This is a genomic window from Halomarina pelagica, from assembly GCF_024228315.1.
Taxonomy (GTDB): domain Archaea; phylum Halobacteriota; class Halobacteria; order Halobacteriales; family Haloarculaceae; genus Halomarina; species Halomarina pelagica.
Genome location: NZ_CP100454.1, coordinates 2,512,094 through 2,535,209, shown reverse-complemented (window position 1 = coordinate 2,535,209; position 23,116 = coordinate 2,512,094). Strand labels below are relative to the sequence as shown.

Genomic DNA, 23,116 nt, shown 5'->3' with positions numbered 1-23,116 from the left:
GTTAGTGCCGCCCGCCCAGCGCGTCGGATCGAATCGGACAGATTGATAGTCGAGAAGCGCGAGGACTCACGACAGCAGGGGAATGACCACGAACAGGGAACGCGCAAAACGGGGGGAACGACGTCGGAGGGGGTCCGCGTGACGTACGACGCGGTGATCTTCGACAACGACGGCGTGCTCGTCGAACTCCCCAGTCGGGAGGTCTTCCGTCGGGCGACCGAGCGGACCTTCCGGGAGTTCGACATGCGTCGGCCGACCCGCGACGACGTGCGGGCGCTCGTCGCCGGCAACGTCGAGGGGATCAGACAGCTCTGCCAGCGCCACCGGGTCGACGCGATGGACTTCTGCTACGAGGCCGCCGCGAACGCGGTCCGCGAGCAGAAGCGCGAACTCGAGGTGGGACTCAGAAGCCTCTACGACGACGTACACGCCGTCTGGTCGCTCGACGCGCCGTTCGGCCTCGTGAGCAACAACCAGCACGAGGCCGTCACCTACGTCCTGCGGTTCTTCGGCATCGAGGACCGGTTCGAGGCCGTCTACGGGTGTCCCTTCACCCCGGAGGGCCTGCGCCGGATGAAGCCGGATCCCTACTACCTGAACGAGGCGCTCTCCGACCTCGGGACGCGCGACGCGCTCTACGTCGGGGACAGCGCCTGCGACGTCGAGGCGGCCGCGAACGCGGGCATCGACTCGGCGCTGCTGACGCGCGGTCGCCCCGTCGAGTGCGAGGTCGCGCCGACCTACGAGATCGACGGCCTCGACGCGCTCCCGGCGCTCGTTCGGGGGTAGACGGACAGACGGGCGGCGAGCCGGCACGTTTTACTCGCCGGGCGCGTCCTCTCCGGTATGCGTGGATTCGACTCCGTAGAGCGCGTCGGCGTCGTCGGCGCGGGCACCATGGGCGGCGGCATCGCGCAGGTCGCCGCCACGAACGGGTACGAGGTCGTCGTCAGGGACGTCGAGCAGGAGTTTCTCGACCGCGGCTTTTCGAACGTCGAGGACAGCCTGGAACGGCTCGTGAACGCGGAGCGGCTCACCGAGGGCGAGGCCGAGGACGCCCTCGACAGGCTCTCGGGGACGACCGACCTCGCGGACCTCGCCGAGTGCGACCTCGTGATCGAGGCGGCTCTCGAGAACATGGAGGTCAAGCGGGAGATCTTCGCCGATCTCGACGAGATCGTCGAGGAGGACGTGGTCCTCGCGACGAACACGTCCACCCTGTCGATCACGACCATCGCGAGCGCGACCGACCGCCCGGCGCAGGTGGTCGGCCTCCACTTCATGAACCCGGTCCCGGTCATGACGGGCGTCGAGGTCGTCGTCGGGGAGAAGACCGCCCCGGCGGCCGTCGAACTCGCCCACGCGTTCGCGGAGGCGCTGGGCAAGGAGACCTGGGAATCCGACGACAAGCCGGGATTCGTCTCCAACCGTATCCTCATGCCGTGGATCAACGAGGGGATCCGCGCGTTCGACGAGGGCGTCGCCACGAAGGACGACATCGACCGCGGGATGAAACTCGGCACGAACGTCCCGATGGGGCCGCTCGAACTGGCCGACCACATCGGCCTCGACATCTGCCTGGACGCGACCGAGACGCTCCACGAGGAACTCGGCGATCGGTACAAACCGGCGTACCTCCTGAAACGGAAGGTGGACGCGGGCGACCTCGGCAAGAAGACCGGTCGAGGCTTCTACGAGTACGAGTAGGCGACGGGCGACCCGGCGCACCGTCCGGACGGATCCGGAGTCGGGCGGACGGCAGGCGCACGCCGGCCCGGGGTTTTTCGGATCGGCGGACCTATAGATGCCTATGGGATTAGGTACATTCCTCGCGTCGCGGTCCTCGCGTCGGCTGAGCGCGCTCTCGATGCTCGCGGAGGCGGGGCTGGCGCTGTACCGCGGGAACAAGCGCGTCGCGGCGCTGCTCGCCGGCGCGGCGGTCCTCGCGTACCGCTGGAGCGTCGCCGGACTCCTGGCCGAACTCGGGATCCGGCTGTACCAGCGGAGGCGCTGAGCGGCCGTCGAGGGGCGGCACGTTCCACCCCGGGAAGGGAAAAGTACAGGATCGACCACCCGCAACCGAGTCTATGGACTTCAGCCTCTCCGCGGAGCAGAAGCAGATCCGGGACATGGTCGCCGAGTTCGTCGACGAGGAGGTCGTCCCCGTCGCGGCGGAGATCGACCGGACCGACGAGTTCCCGCGCGACCTCGTCCGCGAGATGGGCGACCTCGGGCTGATGGGCATGCCCTTCCCCGAGGAGTACGGCGGCGCGGGCCTCGACTACCACGCCTACGCGATCGGCCTCGAGGAGATCTCGCGGGGATCGGGTGGCCTCGGTACCATCGTCGCCGCGCACACCTCGCTCGCCGGCAACATGCTCTACGAGTTCGGCGACGAGGCACAGAAGGAGGAGTACCTGACGCCGCTCGCGGAGGGGCGCGACATCGGCGCGTTCGCGCTCTCGGAGCCGCAGGCGGGCAGCGACGTGCCCGCGATGGGGACGACCGCCGAGAGGGACGGCGACGAGTACGTGATCGACGGCGGGAAGCTGTGGATCTCCAACGGCTCCGTCGCCGACACCGTCACCGTGTTCGCCAAGACGGACCCCGACGCGGGCAGGCGGGGCATCTCCTCGTTCGTCGTGCGCCCCGAGGAGGACGACGGGTTCGTCGTCGAGGGGACCGAGGACAAGCTCGGCGACAAGGGCTGTCCCACCGCCGAACTGCGCTTCTCCGACGTGCGCATCCCCGAGGACCGACTGCTCGACGAGGAGGGCGAGGGGTTCGTCCACGCGCTCAAGACGCTCAACGGCGGGCGCATCACTATCGCCGCCCGGGGCGTCGGCATCGCGCAGGCCGCCCTCGACGAGGCGCTGCGCTACTCCCAGGAGCGCGAGCAGTTCGACCGCCCGATCGCCGAGTTCCAGGCCATCCAGCACAAGCTCGCGGACATGGACACGAAGACGAGCGCCGCGCGCCTGCTCATGCACCAGGCGGCCGACCTGAAGATCCGCGGCGAGCCGTTCATCAAGGAGGCCGCGCAGGCGAAGCTCTACGCGAGCGAGGTCTCCCGCGAGGTCGCGAACGAGGGCATCCAGATCCACGGCGGCTACGGCTACACCAAGGACTTCCCCGCCGAGCGGTTCTACCGCGACGCGAAGCTCAACGAGATCTACGAGGGGACGAGCGAAGTGCTTCGCAACACAATCGCGGCGCAACTGCTCTCCTGACCCTCGGAGCGCCCGTTCGCCGCCGTCTCCGAGCCCTCCGACATCACTTTCGCTCCGCGCTAGGCTCGCATTCTTGTCCGCACGTAGCCGATCGAACATCGAGCTATGATAACAGCCGTTTCGCACGCGACCGTCCTCGTCGAGGACCAGGACGAGGCGCTCGCGTACTACACTGACGTGCTCGGGTTCGAGAAGCGCGACGACGAGCGGACCGACGAGGGGCGCTGGCTGACCGTCGCGCCGCCGGACTCCGAGGCGACCCAGCTCGCGCTGATGGCCGCCGACGCCGACGAGCACCGCGAGCGCGTCGGGAACCAGGTGTCCGACTACGTGGCGTTCGTCCTCGCAACCGACGACTGCCGGGCGGAGTACGACCGCCTGCGCGAGGCCGGCGTCGAGTTCCTCGGCGAACCCGAGGAGTGGCCGTGGGGCGTCGAGGTACAGTTCGAGGACCTCTACGGGAACCGACTCGACCTGTTCGAGCCGCGCCCGATGGACGACGCGGACGAGGCGTAGCGCCGCGACGCGCGAACCCTCCGGACTACTCCTCGCCCTCGACCAACTCCCGGAGCCACGCGTAGTGATCGCGTACCGCCCGCGCGCCGGCGTCCGTCAGCGCGTAGACGTCGTCCAGCCCGTCCACCCGGCGCTCGACGTAGCCGGACTCGACCAGGGCGTCGAGCGGGCCGTAGAAGCGCTTCGGATCGAGGCGGGCGTCGTAGTGCGTCTCCAGCCGTCGCTTCAGCTGCGGGGCGCGGAGTTCGCCGCCCGCGTAGAGGACGACGCAGACGTCGCGCCGGGTGCCGCTGTCGAGCCACTTCGCCATGGCGAGGGGGACGGGTCGGTGCGCCCCTAGGCTTGCGATTCACTCGTCGAGTCCGGCGTCGAGCAGTTCGCGGACGAGGAGGGCGAGCACCGACGCGGCGGACAGATCGGTGAACAGCACCAGCGCGAGGAGGAGGCCGGCGGACGCGAGGACCCACCAGAACTCGGCCAGGAGGACGACGAGCGCGACGAGCGCGACGGTCACGACGGCGACGGCGGCGAGGTGGATCGGTCGGAACGTGTCGAACATACCGTCGATGGTCCCGCTCTCCTACTTGAACCCTCGCCCGGAACCGACGGTCTTGTCGCGCAGTGCGGAGCATCCAGCCGAATAGAGGGAGCATCCGTCACCTCTCTGGGCTCGACCGCAGCTACGGTCGAAACGTTAACCAGGTTTAAGAGGTAACTTCCCCCATGGCGACCGCAGTCAAGATGGACGAGGAAACGAAGTCCAAACTGGAGGAATTGCAGGCCGAGATCAAACTCGAGACCGGGGAGAAGGTCACTCAGCAGGAGATCCTGACGCGTATCGTGGAGTCGGCCTACGAGTCGCGCGCGGAGTTCGTCGACTCGTTCCGCGGGGGGGAGGCCGCGCTCACGGACGAGGAGGTAGAGCGGTTCAACGAGGGAATGATCTCCTCGGGCGTCGAGACGGACGAGGCGGACATCGACGAGACACTCTACGGATGAGCGTCTTCGTCGACACGGGAGTCTTCTACGCACATCACGATACGGACGCGAGCCGACACGACGTCGGCGTCGCCGCACTCAACCGCGTCCTTCGGTCGGCGGCATTCGGCCGAGCGGTCACGAGCGACTACGTCTACGACGAAGTCGTGACGCTCACGCACCGACGGACGGGTCGCATCGAGGACGCAGTCGAACTCGGTCGACGTATCCGGGGCGACGGGTATCCGGAGGCCATCGACGTCCGGTATCTCACCCCAACCCTCTTCGACGATGCCGTCGATGCGTACGAGCGGTACTCCGATCACGGACTCAGTTTCACCGACGCGACGATCGTCGCGATGGTCGACCGGCACGACATCGACTCGGTGCTGAGTTTCGACGACGGTTTCGACGGCGTGATCGACCGGCTCGCCCCCGAAACCGTCGCCGGCGGCGAGTGATCGTTCGGTCCGATAGCGTCGAAGGCAGAGCCCCTACCCACCCCTACCACCACGAACGGCGGCAACTCACCGCGGTCGGTCGAACATACCGCCACCCGTCCCGCTCTCCTACTTGAACCCTCGCCCGGAACCGATAGAGACGACAGGCGGCTCCCCCTATCCCCCGTCATGACGGACTCCGAGGACGCCGCGGAGGCGGGCGACGTCACCGCCCGCTACTTCGAAACCGACGGCGAACGCGTGCTGACCTTCGAGCGGTCGGGGGGCGGCGCGACCGCCGCGGTCGCGCAGAACGTCGACGGCTACGCCATGCTGAAGGTCCGGCCGACCCCGACGGGCGACGAACTGGAGCGCTACTACGGCTTCGACATGGCGCTCGACCACGCGGCGGAACTCCTGGGCGTGGCCGTCCGCGACCTCCCGATCCCCGACGCCGCGCGCGACATGGGGATCTAGAACCACCACCTTTTGCTGCGCTCGGCGGCTTCGCCGCCTCGCTGGCAAAAGCTGGAGCAAAACCCTCCTCACCCCCTCGCTTCGCTCGGGGGTTCCGTCGGTCCGCTCGCTCGTTACACTCCCTCGCGGGTGCCGCGCTGGCGTCGGCGGTGGTAAAGCCAGTCCGCCGTCCGTACTTTTATATCCGAAAGCGGGACCAGCGTCCGTGTGACGTGACGTTCGTCGCGGGGCGGCTGCGGTTGTGCGACGCCACGCCCCGCGAACCAGATGCTCGCGGGGAGACGCCGCCGCGCCCCGCGACCCCGCCCCGGCGTCGCCTGTTCGCCAGCGCGCCCGAGCGAGTCGCGCCGAGGATCGACGGCAACCGTCGTAGACGAATTCGTCCATCGTCGTGCCGGTTGGGCGCGTCATCGTCCATAGACGGCAGACATATACCGGGCAGTGAACTACGTCCGGCCATGTCAGAGGTACGCATTGCGGGAGGTGGCCTGACTCGCTTCGGTCGGTTCCCGGACCGCACCGGGCGCGACCTGTTCGCCGAGGCCGGACTGGCCGCCCTCGACGAGGCGGGGGTCGACCCCGGGGAGATCGAGCATCTCTACTTCGGGAACTTCATGGGCGAACTCGCGGAGCACCAGGGGCACATGGGCCCGCAGATGGCCGAGGCCGTGGGCGTCCGCGCGCCCGCGACGCGCTACGAGTCGGCGTGCGCGTCGAGCGGCGTCGCCGTCCGCGAGGCCGTGAGAACCGTTCGCACCGGCGAGGCGGACGTGGTGCTCGTCGGCGGGGCCGAGCGCATGACGAACATGGGCACCGCGGGCGCGACGGAGGGCCTCTCCATCGCCGCGGACGACCTCTACGAGATCCGCGCCGGGATGACCTTCCCCGCCGCCTACGCGCTGATGGCGCGGGCGTACTTCGAGGAGTTCGGGGGGAGCGCCGAGGACCTCGCGCACGTCGCGGTGAAGAACCACGAGCACGCGCTGCCGAACGAGCACGCGCAGTTCCGCTCGTCTATCACGGTCGAGGAGGCGCTCGACGCGCCGCGTATCGCCGACCCGCTCGGACTCTACGACTCCTGCCCCATCACCGACGGGGCGAGCGCCGCCGTGCTCGTGAGCGACGACTACGCCGAACGGGCGGGACTCGACGCCCCGGTCGCCGTCACCGGCACGGGCCAGGGCGGCGACAACCTCGCGCTGCAGGACCGGGAGTACTTCGCCCGCTCACCCGCGACCGCCGACGCCGCCGAGGAGGCCTACGCCGACGCGGGGATCGGCCCCGGCGACGTCGACGTGGCGGAGGTCCACGACTGCTTCACGATCGCCGAGGTGCTCGCGATCGAGGCGCTCGGCTTCTACGACCCCGGCGAGGGCATCGGCGCGGCCCGGCGCGGCGAGACGACCCGCCACGGCGACCTGCCGGTGAACCTCTCGGGAGGCCTGAAGGCGAAGGGCCACCCGGTCGGCGCGACCGGCGTCGCGCAGGTGGTCTCGCTCGCGCGGTTGCTCTCGGGGACGCACCCGCGCGCCTCCGACGCGTCCGGCGCGCGCGTCGGCCTGGCACACAACGCGGGCGGCACGGTCGCCAGCGCGACGGTCCACGTGCTGGAGGTGGTCGCGTGAGCGGAGACGAGCGCGATCAGGGAACGACCGGCGGGAGCGACCGTGGTCGCGGGGGTCGAAACGACGGCTTCGACGACCTGCTCGACGCGATCGAGGCGGGCGAGGGGTACTACCTCCGCTGTCCGAACGACCACGGATCGCTCCCGCCCCGGCGCGTCTGCCCGCACTGCGGCGCGCGCGACCTCGACGAGCACCCGCTCCCCGAGTCGGGGACGGTCGCGACCCACACCGTCGTCCGCGTCCCGACGCCGCAGTTCGCCGACGACGCGCCGTACGCGACCGCCGTCGTCGACTTCGGTACCGTCCGGCTGACGGGGGTCGTGGACGCCGACCCCGAGGCCGTCGAGACGGGGATGACCGTCGGCGCGACGGTCGGCGAGTCGAGGACGTCCGGCGAGCGGCTGGTGCGGTTCGTGCCGCGCTGAGCAACGGAACGGATTCGTCCCCGTTCGGCATCGGAACGAGCTTCGGGGCGGTCGTGACCGTCGATCCGCGAACCAGCACCGTATCGTAGCGAAATGTCAAGTCCGAGCCCGCCGATCCGAACGTCATGCGCTCCACGCAGCGTCCGATCGTCGGCTTCCTGTTCGGTGACTCCGCGAGGACGACCGCCGCGTTCCTCCTGGTAGCCGCGCTGGCGGCCGCCGCAGTCGTCGCGGTTGGATCCGCGATCCCCATCGGCGCGTACGTCGCGGGATCCGACGTCGCCGACGCCGTCGGCGTGACGCTGCTCGTCGGGTTCAACGCGTTTCACGCGTACCGCAATCGGGGGCTCGCCGCGTGCGTCGTCCTCGCGAGCGTCGTGCTGTTCGGCCTCTTCGTCGGCGGAGCGATCGGTCTCTCCGCGCCGCCGGGGTGGACCCCGACGCTCGGGGACTACCTGCAGATCGCGCTCGGATTCGGGCTCGTCTTCGGGAGCGCCGGGTTCGTCGCGGGATACGTCGTCCGGTTCGTCTCCGGCCGCGTCCGGAGGAGTTGATCCCGAAGCGGCCTACTGCACGTTCGCGTACTCCGTCCGCGCGGGCAGTTCGCCCCGGACGAGCGCGGCGAACTCCGCCGGGTGCTCGTAGTGGGGAAGGAGCAGCGTCTCGTCGAAGACGACGAACCGGGCGTCGGCCGCCTCGGCCAGTTCCTCGCCGCGCTCGACCGGCAGGATGTCGGCGTCGCGTCCCCAGACGATCGTGATCGGCTCGTCGAGACCGGCGAGCGTCTCCCCGAGGTCGACGTCGGGATCGAGGAAACCGCTCACGAACGACGCGGGCGCGAAGCGCGCGCCGGGCTGGTGGGCGAGTTGCCAGCGGTACTCCACCCACTCGTCGTCGGCGTGGCTCATGTCGTAGAAGCCGTGATCCCGCTGGAAGTAGCGCAGCGAGCGTCGGCTCGTCAGCGCGTTGAACAGCGCCTCGCCCGCGAGCGGCGCACGGAGGAGCGAGCGCAGCCACGTCCGGCGACCCGGCATCGTGGAGGTGGTCGGACAGACGAGGACGAGTTCCTCGAAGTCGACCGTCTCTGCGGCCTGAGCGGCGTACGCCCCCGACAGCGAGGAGGCGACGACGGTCGGCCGGTCGGTCACGTCGTGCGCGAAGTCCGCCACGAACGTCGAGTAGAGCGACGCCGAGTACATGAGCGGCGGGCGGTCGGACAACCCGAAGCCGGGGAGGTCCGGCGCGACCACGTGGTAGTCCTCGGCGAGCGCGTCGAAGACGGCCTCGAACTCGGCGCTCGACGCGGCGGCGTTGACGCCGTGCAGCAGGAGGAGGTCGGGCGCGTCCGGGTCGCCCGCTTCGGTGTACGATACGTCGAAGCCGCGCCAGCGGTAGCCCTCGGTCGCCCGACCGAGCGGCGGGCGGAGCGTCTTCGCCCGCGAGGAGAGCGTTCGGTTGACGGCGGCGAGCAGCCCCGCGCCGGCGGCCGTCCCGGTCAGGAGGGTTCGAAGTCTCATGGTCGGGCGTACGACCGACTGACGCTTAATAACTATCCCGTTCGAGGCACTCCGCGAGCGGCTCGATCAGGTCGTCCGCGACGGTGTAGGGGTCGCGCTCGCGCTCGACGACCGCCTCGACCAGCGCGTCGAGGCCCCCCTGTCGGTCGATCTCGTCGGCCAGCAGCCGGTTCACGTCCTCGCGCAGGAGGGTGCGTATCTCCTCGGCGTAGCGCTGGCGCTCGCGCTCCTCGCGCGCGCCCGACTCGTCGAGGTAGGCGGCGTGGTCGGCGAGCGCCGCCACGAGGTCGGTCACGCCCTCGCCGGTCTTGGCGACCGTCTCGACGAGGCGGGGCTCCCACCCATCCTCGTCGGCGGCGATCGCCGGTTCGGCGACCGCCTCCATCGCGCCCGCGCCGTGGTGTCCAGTTCGCGTGAAGTCCTGGCGGGTGTGGATCATCTCGCGCAGTTCCTGGACGGTCCGGTCCGCCCCCGGCATGTCGGCCTTGTTGACGACGAAGACGTCGCCGATCTCGAGGATGCCCGCCTTGAGCATCTGGACGTCGTCGCCGCTGCCGGGCGGGACGAGGACGGCGACCGTGTCGGCGGCCTTCACGACGTCGATCTCGTTCTGGCCCGCGCCGACGGTCTCGATGACGACCTTGTCCTTGCCGAACGCGTCGAGGGCCTTCACGGCGTCGGCGGTGGCCGTCGAGAGGCCGCCGAGGCTGCCGCGGGCGCTCATCGAGCGGAAGAACACGTCCATGTCGCCGTTGGTCGAGGCCATGCGGATGCGATCGCCCAGCACCGACCCGCCGGTGAACGGCGAGGAGGGGTCGATCGCGATGACGCCCACGGTGAGTCCCTCCTCCCGGTAGTGTTTGGCGAGTTTGTCCACGAGCGTGGACTTGCCGGCACCGGGGCTGCCGGTGATCCCGATCACGTCCGCGTCGCCGGTGTGCTCGTGGAGCGCGCTCACGAGGTCGCGATAGCCCGTCGACCGATCCTCGATCTTGGAGATGACCCGGGCGAGCGCGCGGTGCTCGCCCGCGAGCAGGTCGTCGAGGAGCCGGCGGTTCGCGTCGTTCATTCGCGCTGAGGGGCGTTCTCGCGGACGAAGTCGATGGTCTCCTCCATCGACGCGCCGGGGCCGAAGATCTCGGCGACGCCCGCCTCGTAGAGCGCGGGGCGGTCGTCCTCGGGGACGATTCCGCCGACGACCACGAGCGTGTCCGAGAGCGCGTCGTACTCCTCTAAGCCCTCCAGGATCTTCGGGACGAGCGTGTTGTGCGCCCCCGAGAGGATGGAGATGCCGAGCACGTCGACGTCCTCCTGGACCGCCGCCTGCACTACCTCGTCCGGCGATCGATGTAACCCCGAGTAGATGACCTCGAAGCCGGCGTCACGGAACGCCCGGGCGATGACGTGCGCCCCGCGGTCGTGGCCGTCCAGCCCCACCTTCGCCACCAGACACCGGATGGTACGCTGATCCTGATCGGTACTCATGTGCCGAACAATCGTGAGAGTCGGGTTTGACTCTAACGGTAGCGGGTCGAATCGGCCGCGTGCGGGCCGCTCGGGGAGAACGAGGAAAGCGAAGCGGCCATACACCTCGCGTCCGAAGGGTCCCGCATGGCTACAGCCTCCTCCGAGGGCGTCGTGAAGGCGCACCCAAAGGCCGTCACGGCGGCGCTCTCGGTCGTCGGCTACGCACTCGTCATCGGTGCGTTCGCGGGACTCATCCCGCTGTTCCCCCCGCTCTCCGAGGCGACCGTCGTCCTGTTCTCCGACCTCATCGCGGTCGTGAACACGCTCGCGCTCACCTCGCTGCTCGTCGGCTGGTACCTCATCCGCCGTGGGGAGGTTCGCAGGCACCGCGCCGCCATGCTCACCGCGTTCGGCCTCATCTGCGTCTTCCTCGTGCTCTACCTCTGGAAGGTGGGCGGCGGGTTCGAGAAGAGCATCGCGATCCGGGAGGGGCAGTTCCTCGCGGAGTACGCGGGCACCGTCGAACTGGTCTACCTCGCGATGCTCGCGATCCACATCCTCCTCTCGGTGGTGGCGGTGCCGGTCGTGCTCTACGCGGTCGTCCTCGGACTGACCCACACGCCCGCGGAACTCGCGGAGACCGCCCACGCGAGGGTGGGACGCGTCGCCGTCGTCGCCTGGTCGCTCAGCCTCTTTCTCGGCGTGGTGACGTACGTCCTGCTCAACCACGTCTACTCGTGGGAGGTGCGCGGCGAGGCCCTCCTCCTGCTCGCGGTCCCGGCGCGCTCCTGGCTCGCCGCGCTCCGCGACCGGCGTACCCGCTCCTGACCGACCGCACGTCCGCCACGGACGTGTGCGCCCGTGACACGACAGCGCACAGGTTATCAGTGCCCGCGACCTAACTCGAGGTAAGTCCGGCGCGGGACGCGCCGGCACCACCGTATGACCGACTTTCACAGCTACGAGGAGTTGTATCGCTCGACCATCCCCTCGGTGGTCTCCATCTACCTCGCGGGCGACGGACGGACCCCCGGCGGAGCCGGCTCCGGCTTCGTCTTCGACGTGATGGACGGCGAGGGCTACGTCGTGACCAACGCGCACGTCGTCGGGGAAAACCGCTCCGTGGACGTGCGCTTCAGCGAGGGCGACTGGCGCGTCGGCGAGGTCGTCGGCGTGGACGCCTACACCGACCTCGCGGTGGTCCGCGTGGGCGATCACCCCGAATACGCCGTCCCGCTCCCGCTCGCCGGGTCGAACCCGGTGCCGGGGACGCCCGTCGCGGCGCTCGGTAACCCGATGGGCCTCGACGGCTCGCTGACGACGGGCGTCGTCAGCGGCGCGAGCCGTTCGATGCCCACCCAGCAGGGCTTCGCCATCCCCGACACCGTCCAGACCGACGCGCCCATCAACCCGGGCAACAGCGGCGGCCCGCTCGTCACGACCGACGGCGCGGTCGTGGGCGTCAACCGCGCCCGCGGCGGCGACAACATCGGCTTCGCCGTCAGCGCCGAGGTCGCCGCGCAGGTCGTCCCGGCGCTCGTCGAGGACGGCGCGTACCGCCACTCCTACCTGAAGGTGCGCACGCTCGACGTCTCCCCGACCGTCGCTGAGGCCAACGGACTTCCGGAGGTACGCGGCGTCCTCGTCGTGGACGTGAGCGTCGGCCCGGCGAGCGGCGCGCTGCGCGGCTGTACCGGCACCAGGCGCGTCCGCGGACGGGAGGTCCCCGTCGGCGGCGACGTCATCACGCACGTCGACGGCACCCCGGTCGACAGCCACGAGGAGCTGATGCGTCACCTCCTGCTCGAGACCCGCCCGGGCGAGCGCGTGACCGTCGACCTCGTGCGGGACGGCCGCGAGCGCCGGGCCGAGGTGACGCTCGGCGAGCGTCCGGCGGCCGAGCGGGGGCCGAGGCGGGGCGGGCCCGGATACGGCCCGCGGCGGCGGGGACGCGGCACCGACGTTCCGATCCGCTGACCGCTCGCTTTCCGACCCTCCTCGCCTCTCGTCCCCTCAGGGGAAGAGCCCGCGCAGTTCGTGCGCCGTGGCGACCCGCCGGAGGGCGATCGTGTAGGCCGCGGTCCGGAGGTCGGGCGTCTCGTGGCGGTGGTAGGCGTCGACGACCTCGTCGAACGACCCCGTGAGGCGGCGCTCGAGGTCGGCGTTCACCTGCGAGAGCGTCCACGAGTACTCCTGGGTGTTCTGCACCCACTCGAGGTACGAGACGATGACGCCGCCCGCGTTGGCGAGGATGTCCGGCACGACGGGGACGTCGCGCTCCACGAGCGCGTCGTCGGCCGCCGTCGTCGTCGGGCCGTTGGCCGCCTCGACGATCACCGACGCCCGCACGTCGTCCACGTTGTCCGTCGTGATGACGTCGGCGACCGCGGCGGGGATGAGCACGTCAACGTCGAGTTCGAGCAGCGCCTCGTTCGAGATGAACTCCGCGTCCGGGTAGCCCTCCATCGTCCCGCCGCCCTCGGAGAACGCGAGCAGCGAGCGCAGGTCGAGTCCGTCGGGGTCGTAGCGAGCGCCGGTGACGTCGCTGACGGCGACGACGTTCGCCCCCATCTCGGCGAGCAGGCGCGCGGCCCAGCTCCCGACGTTCCCGAACCCCTGGATCGCGATGGTCGCCTCGTGGAGGTCCTTATCGAGGTAGTCGAAGACCTTCCGGGTGATCATGGCGACGCCGCGGCCGGTCGCCTCGACGCGACCCGGCGTCCCGCCGAGCGAGAGGGGCTTGCCCGTGACCACCTGCGGGATGCTGTAGCCCTCGTACATCGAGTAGGTGTCCATGATCCACGCCATCACCTGCGGGTTGGTGTTCATGTCCGGCGCGGGCACGTCCACGTGCGGGCCGATCATCCGCCGGATGCCCTCCGTGTAGCGGCGGGTCATGCGGCGCAGTTCGTCCGTGCTCATCTCCTTGACCTCGCAGATGACGCCGCCCTTCGCCCCGCCGTATGGGAGGTCCACGAGCGCCGTCTTCCACGTCATCCACCCCGCGAGCGCCGTCACCTCCTCCATCGTCACGCTCGGGTGATAGCGGATGCCGCCCTTGTAGGGGCCGCGGGCGCTGTCGAACTGACAGCGGTAGCCCGTGAACACCTCGACGCTCCCGTCGTCCATCCGCACCGGGAGCGTCACCTTCAGCGTCCGCTCGGGGTACTTCAGCCGCTCGAAGATGCCCGGATCGACCCGCGCGTACTCCTGGGCCCGCTCCATCTGGGCCAGCATGTTCTCCAGTGGGGTGGTCTCGTCCATGTTCAGGCAATACTTGCGACGGGCATGAACGTAGCGGCGAGCGCGGAGTGGGGGATCAGTCCGTCCGGGGGAGCGCGACCGCGCCGGCGGCGAAGAAGACGACGGTGAGCGCCGCGAGCACGGCGAGATTCGAGAGCGGATCGCCCCCCGCGGCCGGGTAGGTCACGCTCCGGACCCCGCGGGAGAAGTAGGTGAGCGGCGAGAGCGAGAGCGCGGGGACGAACCACGCCGGCAGCAGCGACGGCGGGACGAACGTCTCCGAGAGGAACAGAAGCGGGACGGCGATGCCGTTGCTCGCGGCGATGACGCCGTCCTGGGAGTCGGCGATCCGGCCGAGCAGCGCGCCCAGCCCGCAGAACAGCGCGACCGCCAGCGCGACGAACGGGACGACGAGCGCGAGATCGGCCGTCAGGGGGATCTCGGCACCCGTCACGACGACCACCAGCGCGAAGATGACGAGCGCGGCGACGCCGATGATGCCGACGTTGACGAGCGTGTGCGAGAGGAGCCACTCGGTCCGCGAGAGGGGCGTCGTCGCCAGCTTCTCGAACCGGTTGCCCGCGCGGTGGCGCGCCACCTCGCTGCCGACCCGCGAGAGGGGCGTGAACAGCACCACGACGGCCAGGTAGCCCGGCAGGTAGTAGGCCGGCGGTTCGGCGAACAGCCCCCCGCCGGTCGGCTGCGTCCCCACCAGCGCGCCGAAGATGAGGATGATGATCACGGGGAAGAAGAACGTGAAGAACACCGCCGTCCGGCGGCGCAGGAACGAGCGCAGGGCGGCGGTCGTCTCCGCCCCGACGCGGGCGGTCAGCGTCACGCCGTCACCCCCGCCTCGCGCTCGATCGCCTCGCCCGTCTCGGTCACGTCCGCGCCGGCGAGCGCCAGGTAGACCGAGTCGAGGTCCGGCTGTCGCCACGACAGCGCGTCGTAGCTCACGTCCGCGGCCGCGAGTACCCCGACGACCTCGCCGATCTCCTCCGGGGCGATCCCGGAGACGACGACGGCCCGCGCGGTCCGCTCGACGGCGTAGCCCGCGTCCATCAGCGCGCGGGCGGCGGCCTCGTCGGCGGCGGTGCGCAGTTCGAGGCGGCTCGACCCGCCGTGCTCCGCGATCAGCGCGTCCGGCGTGCCCTCCGCGACGAGGCGGCCGTCGGCGAGCAGCCCCACGCGGTCGGCCAGCCGCTCGGCCTCCTCCATGTAGTGGGTCGTGAGCAGGACGGTCGTCCCCCCCGCGGCCAGCGACTCGAGGAGGTCCCAGAGGTCGCGCCGCCCGGCGGGGTCGATGCCCGTGGTCGGCTCGTCGAGCACGAGCAGGTCCGGGTCGTTCACGAGCGTCGTGGCGACGCAGACCCGGCGCTGCTGCCCGCCGGACAGGTTCTCGTACCACGTGTCGGCCGAGGCCGTCATCCCCACGTCGGCGAGCACGTCCTCGATCGGCCGGGCGCGGTCGTACAGCCCCGCGTAGTAGCCGACCAGTTCGCGCGCGGTGAGGCGCTCGGGCGGGTCGAACGACTGGGGCAGGAGGCCGAGGCGCTGGGGGTCGACCGCCGTCGGGGGGACGCCGAACAGCTCGACGCGCCCCTCGTAGTCCGTCGTGCCGGTGAGCGAGCGGACGAGCGTCGTCTTCCCCGCGCCGTTCGGACCGATCAGCGCGTACACCTCACCCTCGTCGATGGACAGCGAGACGCCGTCGAGCGCGACGCGCTCGCCGTACGCGCGGGAGACGTCCTCGGCGACCACAACCATGCCCGATCCGAGGTCCGACCCGCGCCTAAGGGTTCCGTTGTCGGGACGACGAGTCGTACTCCCTGGCGGACTGAAAGGGCGAGTGCTCTCGGGGAAGGCGGGCGAAGTAAGCACGCGAACGAGCGAAGCGAGAGAGTGCGCGCAGCGAGCCCCCCGACCCGAGAGCGCGAGGGCTTTCGAGGCGGTCTTGGCTACTGTCGAGTGCGTGAACGTGACCTCGAAAGCCCTCGCGGTCTGGACTCGTGCGCCTCGCTGCGCGCTTCGCTCGGCCTCACTCCGTTCGGCCTCCCTGCAGTGCTTGCGTCGTCGTGCTTCGCCCAGACCACTCGCCCTTTCAGTCCGCCAGGGGGTTCAGTACGATCGGTTTCCGGCGCACCCCTTTGTTCGCGCTGCTCGCTGGCGGGGATACAGGAGTGGGCGATACGCCCGCCCCGCTCACATCCGCGAGCGCACCCGGCGGGCGATCTCGTCGGCGTCGAAGTCGTCCTCGCTCACGTCGAAGACGACCTCGCCGTCCACGCGAACGACGAACACGCCGTGGTCGCCGGTGACGAGCGCGACCCGGTCCAGCCGCTCGCCGAAGGTCGCGAGCAGGACGTGCAGGACGTCCTCGGCGCGGCGCAGGAAGCCGCAGGGAACGCAGTACTCGATCTCGACCGTCGTCACGGGCGGAGTAAGGAGCGCACCCGTGATAGGTCCGCCGCCGTCGGTCGCCAGACGAGCAGCGCCACGGTGAGCACGAACACGACCGTCGAGAGGCCGTAGCTCTGGCCGTAGGCGGCCGAGACGAGCGCCGTCGCCCCGCCGAGGAAGCCGCTCAGCACGCCGGCGATCAGCGGGAGAGTGCACGAGACGCAGGAGAACAGGCCGAGCAACCCCGCCGTGGCCGACCCGCCCGCGTCGAGGAGCGTCGCGTAGACGAGGTACGCGAGCGTCGCGTAGCCGACGACCTTGAACGGGAGGAGCGCGAGCGTCAGCCACTCGCCCGCGTAGAGGAGGGCGGGGCTCCACCCCGGCGGGAGGGTCCGCAGGACGATCCTGACGTCGGACGGGCCGGGCGTCGAGCCGACGGCGTACAGCCCGCCGACGTAGCCGAGCAGGAGGAAGTAGCCGACCGCGACCGCGCCGACGGCGAGGCGACGACGCGCCGGCGCGGAGGGGACCTCGACGCGCCACAGCCCCCACGCCGCGGCGTTGATCCAGACGAACGGGTAGACGTAGAACAGCGGACGGGTGGGCGTGACCCCCGTCCAGAGGAGGTACCCGACGACGAGCAGGAGTTCGGTGTTGACGAGGACGGCGAGCCCCAGCAGCGTCTCCCGGGAGGGGCTGACCCGGTCGAACGCGGCGGTCGCGGTACTCATGCTACAGGACCATGGCGTCGACGAGGACGGCCACGAGGAGCGCGCCGAGGTAGGCGTTCGACGCGTGGAACGCGCGCAGGGCCGCCGACTTCGTGCGCTCGCGGTGCAGGCGTACCACCGTCCAGAGGAACAGCGCCCCGAAGGCGACGGTGACGACGGCGTAGAGCCAGCCGAGGTCCGAGAGCGCCGTGAGGACGCTCGCGCCGAGCAGCGTCGCCGCGAGGTAGTAGACGATGTGTCGCCGCGTCGCCGTGTCGCCGCGCACGACCGGCATCATGGGGAAGCCCCCGCGGGCGTAGTCCTCCTTGTAGGCGAGCGCGAGGTTGTAGAAGTGCGCCGGGGTCCAGAGGAAGATGACGCCCGCGAGCGCCAGCCCCGCCAGTTCGACGGAATTCGTGACGGCGGCCCACCCGATGAGCGCCGGGAGCGCCCCCGCCGCCCCGCCGATGACGGTGTTCTGGACGGTGTTGGGCTTGAGGACGAGCGTGTAGATCACGCTGTAGAAGACGATGGCCGCGAAGCCGAGCGCGGCGGTCAGAACGTTGATCTGCAGGAACGCGACGACGGCGGCGAGGGTGAGGACGCCGCCGAACGCGAGCGCGTTGCGGACGGGCACGCGGTGGGTGACGAGGGGACGGTCGGACGTGCGAGCCATCTTCCGATCGATGTCGCGTTCGAGGACGTGGTTGAACGTTCCGCTCGCCCCGATGGCGAGGACGCCCCCGCCGAGGGTGTAGAGCACCGTGTCGACCCGGAGGTCGGGACCGGCCGCGAGCGCCATCGCCGCGCCCGCCACGAGACAGAGCAGCCACATCAGCCGCGGTTTCATGAGCCTGAAGTAGATGGCCGCGGTCGTCGTCGCGCGGTCGAGGAGCGTCTCGGGGCGGGAGGGAACGTCCGGGTGGGACGAAACCGCCGAAACCGCCGTCGGGTCGGGGGCGTCCCCGGACGCGGGTGCAGGCCCGGTCGCTGACGCGGTCGATCCGGTCGATCTCGATCCGGTCGGTCCGGTCGATCCGGTCGGCCCTGTCGACTCGATCGAACCGGTCGACTCGGCCGTCGGGGAGTCGAGCGTCTCGACGGGGGGTCGATGGCCCGTCTCGGCCTCGAGTTGCCACGCGAGCGCGAGCGCGAGGCTCCCGAAGATGACCATCGCGGTGAACAGGTGCGCGCCGGAGAGCGCCGGCGGCGCGCCGGAGACGGCGACGAACGCGCCGACGCCGACCTGGAGGGGGTAGAGCGCGAGCGCGACGAGGAGCGCCGCCTTCGCCCGGGGGGCGGCCTCGGACCAGCCGAGCGCGACGGCGGCGACGACGAGCGCGCCGACGACGGTCGCCGCGACGCGGTGGCCCGTGGCGATCGCGACCTGCGGGTCGGTGAGCGGACCGGAACAGAGCGGCCAGGTTCCGCACGCGGCGACGGCGTCCGCGAGCGCGGTCGTGGCCCCGACCACGACCAGCAGATAGACGCCGACGGTCGCGGCCGTGAGCATCGTCGTGAAGCGGGGGCGTCGAGACACGGTCACTGCCTCGAGAGTCGGTCACGTCGGCACTTAGACCCCCCGCTTTCGGCCCGCGTCGGGGCGCAGTCAGTAGGTATTTACGCCGCAGTTTCTAACCGACTCGCATGAGAGTTACCCGGAGATTACTGGGTGTGCTCGGAGGGCTCGTGCTCCTCGCGGTCCTCGCAGAGCCCGTCGCGGCCCAGTCGTCCGTCAACGAGCGGCTGATTTCGGGACTGAACCAGAAGCTGTTGTACGTCGCAGTCCCCATCACCGTGCTCGTCGAGGGCATCCTCATCTACACCGTCTACAAGTTCCGCAACAACGACGACCCGTCACCGACCCAGGAGAACCGTCGCCTCGAGATCACGTGGACCGTCGCCACGGCCATCATCCTCCTCTTCGTCGGTCTCGCCTCCTACCAGGTGCTCGGCAGCGCCTTCATCGGCGGCGCGACCGCCACCAGCCCCGACGACGGTCAGGTCGCCAACCTGACGCAGGACTACCCCGGCGAGAAGGTGCCGGCCGGGGAGAACGCGGTCCAGGTCGAGGTCGTCGCCCAGAAGTACCTCTGGAACGTCTACTACCCCGAGGAGAACGTGACCGGCGAGAAGAACCGCGTCGTGATCCCCGCCAACCGGACGGTGTACATCCACGTCACCTCCGTCGACTGGCTCCACGCGTTCCACGCGCCCGATCTCGGGCTGAAGCAGGACGCCTTCCCCGGCCAGTACAACACGATCATCACGAAGGCCACGGAGAAGGGCACCTACCAGCTCTACTGCGCCGAGTACTGCGGCGTCGGGCACTCGCAGATGCTCGGCACGGTCGAGGTCGTCTCCCAGGAGAAGTACGAGCAGTACCTCCAGAAGCAACAGCAGTCCGGTAGCGGCGGCGCGAACGCCACCGCGAGCAACAACACCACCGCGGGGAACGCCACGGGCGGTAACGCCACGAACGCCACCAACGCGACGAACGCGACCACCGGCAACGCGACGAACGCCACCAACGCGACCGCGGGCGGCAACGCCACCAACGCTACGGCCAACGCGACCGCGAACGGGACCGCCAACGGCACGGCCTGAACCCGCTCGAGAACCGATCCGACGCGATCTCAGAGTACTCCCACGACGCACTTCTCCCGACGCCGCGCCGTAGCCGACCGTATCCGCGAGCACGCCCCTCTCGTCCACCGCGCCGCCGCTTCTCCGCGCCGAGTTACCGCCGTCGTTCCTCCGACCCCGACCGCTCTACCGCCACCGCCGACCGTCGCTCGTCGCTCCGTCGGTCGTCGCTCTCGAACGTGCACCCCGTCGCCTCCGATCCGCGCCGACGAGTGACCCGGCCTCCGGGACGCCGCGGCGGCGGAACGGATCGGACCGGGGCTGACCCTCGACTATCGCTGCGCCGGACCGTCCGACGGATCGGCCCCGCGCGGCCCGCGGTGGTCGTCGTGCCCGGGACGGCGGCGGTTCGCCGACGCGCGATTCCCGGGGATGCGCGTCTCACCCCTCGCGCGCGTCCACCCCGTCGACCCGAACGCCCCCTCGCCGAAACCGGACGTTCGGGGATCTGTCCCGCGGCGAATCCGGAACGCGGGGAGCGACGCGAGGAATCGCCCACCCGCGCACGGCGGCGGCCACTTCGGGAACGCGTCGCCCGGCGTCTCGTCCTCGCGGGCTGGGACTGAGTCCGGTCCCGACGGTCGGCGTCTCGGGAGCGACGCCGGCCGCCCCGACCTCGGCGTCGTCGCCCGGGTCGGTGGTCCAGCAGCGAGGAGAGAGGGAGAGGAGAAAGAGAGGGAGCGGGCGAAGGAAGAGGGGGAGAGGAACGGATGAGAGAAGAGAGGAGGTGGAACGGGCGAAGGAAGCGGAGGAGAGAAACGGGTGAGGGAGGAGCGGGAGAGAAGGAAGAAGAGAGCGTGCGTCGCGTCGCCGATCAGAAGTGGACTTCCGCGCCGACGTAGAGGACGACGACGAGGAAGATCCAGACGGCGTCCACGAAGTGCCAGTACATCGAGACCGTCGAGACGGACGTGTGGCGATCGGGGGAGTACTGCCCGTAGAGCGCGCGGATGAAGACGATGGCGATGAGCACCGCGCCCAGGGTGACGTGCAGGCCGTGCAGGCCGGTCAGCCCGAAGAACGCGCTCGCGTAGACGCCTTGCTGGAGCGTGAAGCCCGCCCCGACGATGAACTCGTAGTACTCGAGCACCTGCCCGCCGAGGAAGACGACCCCGAGCAGGAGCGTCACGGCGAGGAGGCCCTTGAACCGCCCGCGCTTGCCGTTCAGGAGCGCGACGTGTGCGTAGTGGAGGGTGAAACTGCTCACCACCAGGATGGCCGTGTTGATCAGGACGAGCGAACTCAGCAGGTGGGGGAGTTCCCCGCCCGTCGGCGGCCACGTCCCCGCCCGGATGAAGAAGTAGTAGACGAAGCCCGCCCCGAAGGTGGAGATCTCGCTCCCGAGGAATAGGAGCATCGCCAGTCGGAGGCCGCGAGAGCTGGTCCCCTCGGGTTCGCCCTCCCAGAAGTTCACGATGAAGGCGTGGTACAGCCAGCCGTACAGCCCGGCGAGGAACACGAACGTGCTCCCGACGAACACCGCCGGCCCGATGAGCGGGTCGATGAGCGGTTCTTCACCGTTACCGAGGACGAACAGGGCGGCACCGACGTAGAACCCCGCGCCGCCGAGGGCGGTGATGAACGGCCACCAGCTGGCCTCGCCGAACCCCCGCGGCCAGTCCTCGACCGCGGGCAGGTGGTGGTGGTGCCCGCCGTGCTCGTCCGCTTCGTCTACACTCATGTCGCTTCGTTACGAGCGGGGAAGCAAAAAGGCTCTCAAACGCACGGGGTGGAGGGCGAAATGCGAGCGGCGGAAGGCGGAAGGTACACCTTCGCCGTCACCGTAGTGCCGACGAAGGCCCGGAGCGCCCCCGTTCCGACCCCACAGATGACCGACGTCGACTCCCCACCACCGGTTCGCACGCGCTCGCGCGACGCCGAGTCGGACGGATCGCCGGAGGCGAACGGCCCCGACGGACCGCGTGTCTGTGAGTTCTGCGGCCGGCGGTTCGCCCGCGAGGACTGGCTGGTGCTCCACCGCGGCCTCGAGCACGGCGATCGCCTCTCCCCGGCGGAGTACGAACGGTTCCAGGAGACCTACGAGGGCGAGGAGGAGGAGCTGAACCTCTTCCGGCTGAAGGCGCTCGCCCTGCTCGTGCTCGTCTACTTCGGCTTCCTCATCGTCTACGCGTTCGTCACGTGAGCGCGGTCACCGACCCCGGGCGCGCTCCGCGTCCCCCCGTTCGCGCCGTGGGCCGCGTTTCCGTCCGGTGTGCCCCCGTCTCCCCTCGCGATGCTCGCCGTCGACGAGCGAGCCGACGCGGCGCTCGAACTCCGCCTCCGAGAGGTCGCCGTCGACGTAGCGGCGCTTGAGGTCGTCGATCCGATCGTCGGTCGTGGGGCGCGGCGGCGCGACGACCGCCGAGAGGCCGACCGAGCGCGCCCACTCGTTGTGGCGTTCGATCCGCGCGGCGAGGTCGGCCGCGCGCTGACTCTTCGGGAGCGACAGCCGCCGGACGAACGTCCACGCGAGCGCGGCGATCAGCCCGAGCGCCAGCGCGCCGAGCAGGAGCGCCGCGACCGCCCACGGGAGGACCGCGCCGACGAGCGCGTCGAGCGGCGCGGTCAGCGACGCGAGCGCGACGAGCGTTCCGAGACCGAGGACGCCGAACAGCAGCACGGTGACGACGAACAGCGAGACGGCGAGCACGCCGACGTGGTGTCGGCGGATCCACGCGACTACCCGGGACATACACCCCCATAACGGCGCGAGGGTTGGTATAGACTGCGGCTACTCCGGTAGCCGCAGGTTCCGCGAACCGGTTCCCGGATCAGAAGAGGAGGTACGGGACGCCGAACAGCAGGGCGGTCATCGCGGCGAGGATCAGCAGGTAGCTGACGACGGTGGCGGCGGCCGTCCGAAAGGCGGGGTGGTCGAACCGGGCGAGATCGGCCATATCCGAGGGTGCGCGCGCCGGATGAAAGCTCTATCGCTGCGGAGGCGACGCGACCGGTCGAGCCGAGGTCGGGCGAGGGATGCGCTCGAGGGGCGAGGGGTCCGAACAGGGAGCGGGCCGTCGGGGATTCGACGATCGGAAGTGGTCGGACGGGGTCGAGAGCCGTCTATCCCACGATGTCGGCGATGCGACGCGGTTCGCCCGTCGGCGACGGGTCCTCCTCGACGATCATCAGGACCTCGTGGTCGGTCACGTCGGGGTAGGGCTTCTGGACGGCGTCCTCGATGAGCGACTTCTCCAGGCGGAACTCGGTACCCTTGTAGACGACGTCGACGCCCGATTCGTCGAACGAGAGAACGGTCATACGTGACTCCGCGTTGGCCGCGCGCGGCCATAAACCTGACCGGATCGTCGCCGGGAATCGGGCGGTCGTGGGGTCGACCGACCGCTCCGGATCCCGCGAGACGGGACCCGCGAGTCGGAGCGGAACGGAGCGGAGCGTCAGCCCCGCGTCGGACGATCGCACGGGGTTTATTACGGGTGAC

At 70.2% G+C, this 23,116-nt stretch carries 30 protein-coding genes; 15 read left to right on the top strand and 15 right to left on the bottom strand.

Going from position 1 to position 23,116, the window contains the following annotated elements:
- The first annotated feature begins 138 nt into the window (after window positions 1-138).
- The 5 genes from NKI68_RS13155 to NKI68_RS13135 all read left to right on the top strand — a co-directional run bounded on the left by NKI68_RS13155 (window position 139) and on the right by NKI68_RS13135 (window position 3,746).
- Window positions 139-789 (top strand): HAD family hydrolase, encoded by a 651-nt coding sequence (locus NKI68_RS13155; RefSeq protein ID WP_254543559.1) that lies wholly within the window; start codon window positions 139-141, stop codon window positions 787-789.
- Window positions 790-846: 57 nt separating this feature from the next.
- Window positions 847-1,707 carry a 3-hydroxyacyl-CoA dehydrogenase family protein gene (locus NKI68_RS13150; RefSeq protein ID WP_254543558.1) on the top strand — a complete coding sequence of 287 codons (861 nt, stop codon included), beginning with the start codon at window positions 847-849 and terminating at the stop codon, window positions 1,705-1,707.
- 103 nt (window positions 1,708-1,810) lie between these two features.
- Complete coding sequence (locus NKI68_RS13145; protein ID WP_254543557.1) at window positions 1,811-2,014, top strand: hypothetical protein; 204 nt, start codon at window positions 1,811-1,813, stop codon at window positions 2,012-2,014.
- A gap of 73 nt (window positions 2,015-2,087) precedes the next feature.
- A complete protein-coding gene (locus NKI68_RS13140; protein ID WP_254543556.1) occupies window positions 2,088-3,230 on the top strand; it encodes an acyl-CoA dehydrogenase in 1,143 nt (380 codons plus the stop codon).
- A 105-nt stretch (window positions 3,231-3,335) separates the two neighbouring features.
- Window positions 3,336-3,746, top strand: coding sequence for a VOC family protein (locus NKI68_RS13135; protein ID WP_254543555.1), 411 nt, complete (start codon window positions 3,336-3,338; stop codon window positions 3,744-3,746).
- Between the two features lie 25 nt (window positions 3,747-3,771).
- Here the strand turns inward: NKI68_RS13135 and NKI68_RS13130 are convergent, their stop codons facing one another.
- Both NKI68_RS13130 and NKI68_RS13125 read right to left on the bottom strand, forming a co-directional pair.
- A complete protein-coding gene (locus tag NKI68_RS13130) occupies window positions 3,772-4,056 on the bottom strand; it encodes a PadR family transcriptional regulator (RefSeq protein WP_254543554.1) in 285 nt (94 codons plus the stop codon).
- Window positions 4,057-4,095: 39 nt separating this feature from the next.
- The gene (locus NKI68_RS13125) at window positions 4,096-4,305 is read right to left on the bottom strand and encodes a hypothetical protein (RefSeq protein ID WP_254543553.1); all 210 of its coding nucleotides are present in this window, start codon (window positions 4,303-4,305) and stop codon (window positions 4,096-4,098) included.
- Window positions 4,306-4,469: 164 nt separating this feature from the next.
- Between NKI68_RS13125 and NKI68_RS13120 the strand changes: the two genes are divergently transcribed.
- The 6 genes from NKI68_RS13120 to NKI68_RS13095 all read left to right on the top strand — a co-directional run bounded on the left by NKI68_RS13120 (window position 4,470) and on the right by NKI68_RS13095 (window position 8,245).
- On the top strand, window positions 4,470-4,745 hold the full coding sequence (locus NKI68_RS13120; RefSeq protein ID WP_254543552.1) for a hypothetical protein: 276 nt from the start codon (window positions 4,470-4,472) through the stop codon (window positions 4,743-4,745).
- Entirely contained in the window at window positions 4,742-5,185 is a 444-nt protein-coding gene (locus tag NKI68_RS13115; protein ID WP_254543551.1) for a type II toxin-antitoxin system VapC family toxin, read from the top strand. The genes NKI68_RS13120 and NKI68_RS13115 overlap by 4 nt, the downstream gene beginning before the upstream one ends.
- Window positions 5,186-5,353: 168 nt before the next feature.
- Window positions 5,354-5,641, top strand: a complete 288-nt coding sequence (locus NKI68_RS13110) for a DUF7111 family protein (protein WP_254543550.1) — start codon at window positions 5,354-5,356, stop codon at window positions 5,639-5,641.
- A gap of 458 nt (window positions 5,642-6,099) precedes the next feature.
- Window positions 6,100-7,266 (top strand): thiolase C-terminal domain-containing protein, encoded by a 1,167-nt coding sequence (locus NKI68_RS13105; protein WP_254543549.1) that lies wholly within the window; start codon window positions 6,100-6,102, stop codon window positions 7,264-7,266.
- Window positions 7,263-7,691 (top strand): Zn-ribbon domain-containing OB-fold protein, encoded by a 429-nt coding sequence (locus NKI68_RS13100; protein ID WP_254543548.1) that lies wholly within the window; start codon window positions 7,263-7,265, stop codon window positions 7,689-7,691. Before NKI68_RS13105 ends, NKI68_RS13100 begins: the two co-directional genes overlap by 4 nt.
- 125 nt (window positions 7,692-7,816) lie before the next feature.
- The gene (locus NKI68_RS13095; protein ID WP_254543547.1) at window positions 7,817-8,245 is read left to right on the top strand and encodes a hypothetical protein; all 429 of its coding nucleotides are present in this window, start codon (window positions 7,817-7,819) and stop codon (window positions 8,243-8,245) included.
- Between the two features lie 12 nt (window positions 8,246-8,257).
- Here the strand turns inward: NKI68_RS13095 and NKI68_RS13090 are convergent, their stop codons facing one another.
- The 3 genes from NKI68_RS13090 to NKI68_RS13080 are packed head-to-tail and all read right to left on the bottom strand — an operon-like array spanning window position 8,258 to window position 10,693.
- Window positions 8,258-9,208 (bottom strand): alpha/beta fold hydrolase, encoded by a 951-nt coding sequence (locus NKI68_RS13090; RefSeq protein WP_254543546.1) that lies wholly within the window; start codon window positions 9,206-9,208, stop codon window positions 8,258-8,260.
- Between the two features lie 25 nt (window positions 9,209-9,233).
- On the bottom strand, window positions 9,234-10,277 hold the full coding sequence (gene meaB / locus NKI68_RS13085; protein WP_254543545.1) for a methylmalonyl Co-A mutase-associated GTPase MeaB: 1,044 nt from the start codon (window positions 10,275-10,277) through the stop codon (window positions 9,234-9,236).
- A complete protein-coding gene (locus NKI68_RS13080) occupies window positions 10,274-10,693 on the bottom strand; it encodes a cobalamin B12-binding domain-containing protein (RefSeq protein WP_254543544.1) in 420 nt (139 codons plus the stop codon). The genes meaB and NKI68_RS13080 overlap by 4 nt, the downstream gene beginning before the upstream one ends.
- Window positions 10,694-10,819: 126 nt before the next feature.
- On the opposite strand from NKI68_RS13080, the gene NKI68_RS13075 reads away from it, so the two are divergent.
- On the top strand, window positions 10,820-11,503 hold the full coding sequence (locus NKI68_RS13075) for a DUF420 domain-containing protein (protein WP_254543543.1): 684 nt from the start codon (window positions 10,820-10,822) through the stop codon (window positions 11,501-11,503).
- Between the two features lie 114 nt (window positions 11,504-11,617).
- On the top strand, window positions 11,618-12,652 hold the full coding sequence (locus NKI68_RS13070) for a S1C family serine protease (protein WP_254543542.1): 1,035 nt from the start codon (window positions 11,618-11,620) through the stop codon (window positions 12,650-12,652).
- A 36-nt stretch (window positions 12,653-12,688) separates the two neighbouring features.
- Here NKI68_RS13070 and NKI68_RS13065 read toward each other — a convergent pair whose 3' ends face one another.
- The 6 genes from NKI68_RS13065 to NKI68_RS13040 all read right to left on the bottom strand — a co-directional run bounded on the left by NKI68_RS13065 (window position 12,689) and on the right by NKI68_RS13040 (window position 18,541).
- Window positions 12,689-13,939, bottom strand: coding sequence for a Glu/Leu/Phe/Val family dehydrogenase (locus NKI68_RS13065; protein WP_254543541.1), 1,251 nt, complete (start codon window positions 13,937-13,939; stop codon window positions 12,689-12,691).
- Between the two features lie 55 nt (window positions 13,940-13,994).
- Window positions 13,995-14,756, bottom strand: coding sequence for an ABC transporter permease (locus NKI68_RS13060; RefSeq protein WP_254543540.1), 762 nt, complete (start codon window positions 14,754-14,756; stop codon window positions 13,995-13,997).
- A complete protein-coding gene (locus NKI68_RS13055) occupies window positions 14,753-15,685 on the bottom strand; it encodes an ABC transporter ATP-binding protein (RefSeq protein ID WP_254543539.1) in 933 nt (310 codons plus the stop codon). The genes NKI68_RS13060 and NKI68_RS13055 overlap by 4 nt, the downstream gene beginning before the upstream one ends.
- Window positions 15,686-16,120: 435 nt before the next feature.
- Window positions 16,121-16,351, bottom strand: coding sequence for a SelT/SelW/SelH family protein (locus tag NKI68_RS13050; protein WP_254543538.1), 231 nt, complete (start codon window positions 16,349-16,351; stop codon window positions 16,121-16,123).
- Window positions 16,348-17,049 (bottom strand): DUF7546 family protein, encoded by a 702-nt coding sequence (locus tag NKI68_RS13045; RefSeq protein WP_254543537.1) that lies wholly within the window; start codon window positions 17,047-17,049, stop codon window positions 16,348-16,350. The genes NKI68_RS13050 and NKI68_RS13045 overlap by 4 nt, the downstream gene beginning before the upstream one ends.
- 1 nt (window position 17,050) lies before the next feature.
- Window positions 17,051-18,541: a heme o synthase gene (locus NKI68_RS13040; protein ID WP_254546430.1), complete on the bottom strand. Its 1,491-nt coding sequence runs from the start codon at window positions 18,539-18,541 to the stop codon at window positions 17,051-17,053.
- A gap of 134 nt (window positions 18,542-18,675) precedes the next feature.
- On the opposite strand from NKI68_RS13040, the gene coxB reads away from it, so the two are divergent.
- Window positions 18,676-19,635 (top strand): cytochrome c oxidase subunit II, encoded by a 960-nt coding sequence (gene coxB, locus NKI68_RS13035; RefSeq protein ID WP_254543536.1) that lies wholly within the window; start codon window positions 18,676-18,678, stop codon window positions 19,633-19,635.
- An 853-nt stretch (window positions 19,636-20,488) separates the two neighbouring features.
- On the opposite strand, the gene NKI68_RS13030 is transcribed toward coxB, so the two are convergent.
- Window positions 20,489-21,355: a cytochrome c oxidase subunit 3 gene (locus tag NKI68_RS13030; protein WP_254543535.1), complete on the bottom strand. Its 867-nt coding sequence runs from the start codon at window positions 21,353-21,355 to the stop codon at window positions 20,489-20,491.
- 60 nt (window positions 21,356-21,415) lie between these two features.
- Between NKI68_RS13030 and NKI68_RS13025 the strand changes: the two genes are divergently transcribed.
- Complete coding sequence (locus NKI68_RS13025; protein ID WP_254543534.1) at window positions 21,416-21,817, top strand: DUF7410 domain-containing protein; 402 nt, start codon at window positions 21,416-21,418, stop codon at window positions 21,815-21,817.
- A 6-nt stretch (window positions 21,818-21,823) separates the two neighbouring features.
- On the opposite strand, the gene NKI68_RS13020 is transcribed toward NKI68_RS13025, so the two are convergent.
- The 3 genes from NKI68_RS13020 to NKI68_RS13015 form a co-directional block, all read right to left on the bottom strand.
- Window positions 21,824-22,366 carry an SHOCT domain-containing protein gene (locus NKI68_RS13020; protein ID WP_254543533.1) on the bottom strand — a complete coding sequence of 181 codons (543 nt, stop codon included), beginning with the start codon at window positions 22,364-22,366 and terminating at the stop codon, window positions 21,824-21,826.
- A 79-nt stretch (window positions 22,367-22,445) separates the two neighbouring features.
- A complete protein-coding gene (locus NKI68_RS23585) occupies window positions 22,446-22,571 on the bottom strand; it encodes a hypothetical protein (protein ID WP_256562610.1) in 126 nt (41 codons plus the stop codon).
- A 166-nt stretch (window positions 22,572-22,737) separates the two neighbouring features.
- Window positions 22,738-22,935, bottom strand: coding sequence for a DUF5800 family protein (locus NKI68_RS13015; protein ID WP_254543532.1), 198 nt, complete (start codon window positions 22,933-22,935; stop codon window positions 22,738-22,740).
- Window positions 22,936-23,116: the final 181 nt, after the last annotated feature.

Excerpts from the sequence above, each read along its gene's own strand:
- NKI68_RS13150 (WP_254543558.1), top strand. The coding sequence starts at position 847 with ATGCGTGGATTCGACTCCGTAGAGCGCGTCGGCGTCGTCGGCGCGGGC.
- NKI68_RS13145 (WP_254543557.1), top strand. The coding sequence starts at position 1,811 with ATGGGATTAGGTACATTCCTCGCGTCGCGGTCCTCGCGTCGGCTGAGC.
- NKI68_RS13140 (WP_254543556.1), top strand. The coding sequence starts at position 2,088 with ATGGACTTCAGCCTCTCCGCGGAGCAGAAGCAGATCCGGGACATGGTC.
- NKI68_RS13135 (WP_254543555.1), top strand. The coding sequence starts at position 3,336 with ATGATAACAGCCGTTTCGCACGCGACCGTCCTCGTCGAGGACCAGGAC.
- NKI68_RS13130 (WP_254543554.1), bottom strand. The coding sequence starts at position 4,056 with ATGGCGAAGTGGCTCGACAGCGGCACCCGGCGCGACGTCTGCGTCGTC.
- NKI68_RS13125 (WP_254543553.1), bottom strand. The coding sequence starts at position 4,305 with ATGTTCGACACGTTCCGACCGATCCACCTCGCCGCCGTCGCCGTCGTG.
- NKI68_RS13120 (WP_254543552.1), top strand. The coding sequence starts at position 4,470 with ATGGCGACCGCAGTCAAGATGGACGAGGAAACGAAGTCCAAACTGGAG.
- NKI68_RS13115 (WP_254543551.1), top strand. The coding sequence starts at position 4,742 with ATGAGCGTCTTCGTCGACACGGGAGTCTTCTACGCACATCACGATACG.
- NKI68_RS13110 (WP_254543550.1), top strand. The coding sequence starts at position 5,354 with ATGACGGACTCCGAGGACGCCGCGGAGGCGGGCGACGTCACCGCCCGC.
- NKI68_RS13105 (WP_254543549.1), top strand. The coding sequence starts at position 6,100 with ATGTCAGAGGTACGCATTGCGGGAGGTGGCCTGACTCGCTTCGGTCGG.
- NKI68_RS13095 (WP_254543547.1), top strand. The coding sequence starts at position 7,817 with ATGCGCTCCACGCAGCGTCCGATCGTCGGCTTCCTGTTCGGTGACTCC.
- NKI68_RS13090 (WP_254543546.1), bottom strand. The coding sequence starts at position 9,208 with ATGAGACTTCGAACCCTCCTGACCGGGACGGCCGCCGGCGCGGGGCTG.
- meaB (WP_254543545.1), bottom strand. The coding sequence starts at position 10,277 with ATGAACGACGCGAACCGCCGGCTCCTCGACGACCTGCTCGCGGGCGAG.
- NKI68_RS13080 (WP_254543544.1), bottom strand. The coding sequence starts at position 10,693 with ATGAGTACCGATCAGGATCAGCGTACCATCCGGTGTCTGGTGGCGAAG.
- NKI68_RS13075 (WP_254543543.1), top strand. The coding sequence starts at position 10,820 with ATGGCTACAGCCTCCTCCGAGGGCGTCGTGAAGGCGCACCCAAAGGCC.
- NKI68_RS13070 (WP_254543542.1), top strand. The coding sequence starts at position 11,618 with ATGACCGACTTTCACAGCTACGAGGAGTTGTATCGCTCGACCATCCCC.
- NKI68_RS13065 (WP_254543541.1), bottom strand. The coding sequence starts at position 13,939 with ATGGACGAGACCACCCCACTGGAGAACATGCTGGCCCAGATGGAGCGG.
- NKI68_RS13055 (WP_254543539.1), bottom strand. The coding sequence starts at position 15,685 with ATGGTTGTGGTCGCCGAGGACGTCTCCCGCGCGTACGGCGAGCGCGTC.
- NKI68_RS13045 (WP_254543537.1), bottom strand. The coding sequence starts at position 17,049 with ATGAGTACCGCGACCGCCGCGTTCGACCGGGTCAGCCCCTCCCGGGAG.
- NKI68_RS13040 (WP_254546430.1), bottom strand. The coding sequence starts at position 18,541 with ATGCTCACGGCCGCGACCGTCGGCGTCTATCTGCTGGTCGTGGTCGGG.
- coxB (WP_254543536.1), top strand. The coding sequence starts at position 18,676 with ATGAGAGTTACCCGGAGATTACTGGGTGTGCTCGGAGGGCTCGTGCTC.
- NKI68_RS13030 (WP_254543535.1), bottom strand. The coding sequence starts at position 21,355 with ATGAGTGTAGACGAAGCGGACGAGCACGGCGGGCACCACCACCACCTG.
- NKI68_RS13025 (WP_254543534.1), top strand. The coding sequence starts at position 21,416 with ATGCGAGCGGCGGAAGGCGGAAGGTACACCTTCGCCGTCACCGTAGTG.
- NKI68_RS13020 (WP_254543533.1), bottom strand. The coding sequence starts at position 22,366 with ATGTCCCGGGTAGTCGCGTGGATCCGCCGACACCACGTCGGCGTGCTC.
- NKI68_RS23585 (WP_256562610.1), bottom strand. The coding sequence starts at position 22,571 with ATGGCCGATCTCGCCCGGTTCGACCACCCCGCCTTTCGGACGGCCGCC.
- NKI68_RS13015 (WP_254543532.1), bottom strand. The coding sequence starts at position 22,935 with ATGACCGTTCTCTCGTTCGACGAATCGGGCGTCGACGTCGTCTACAAG.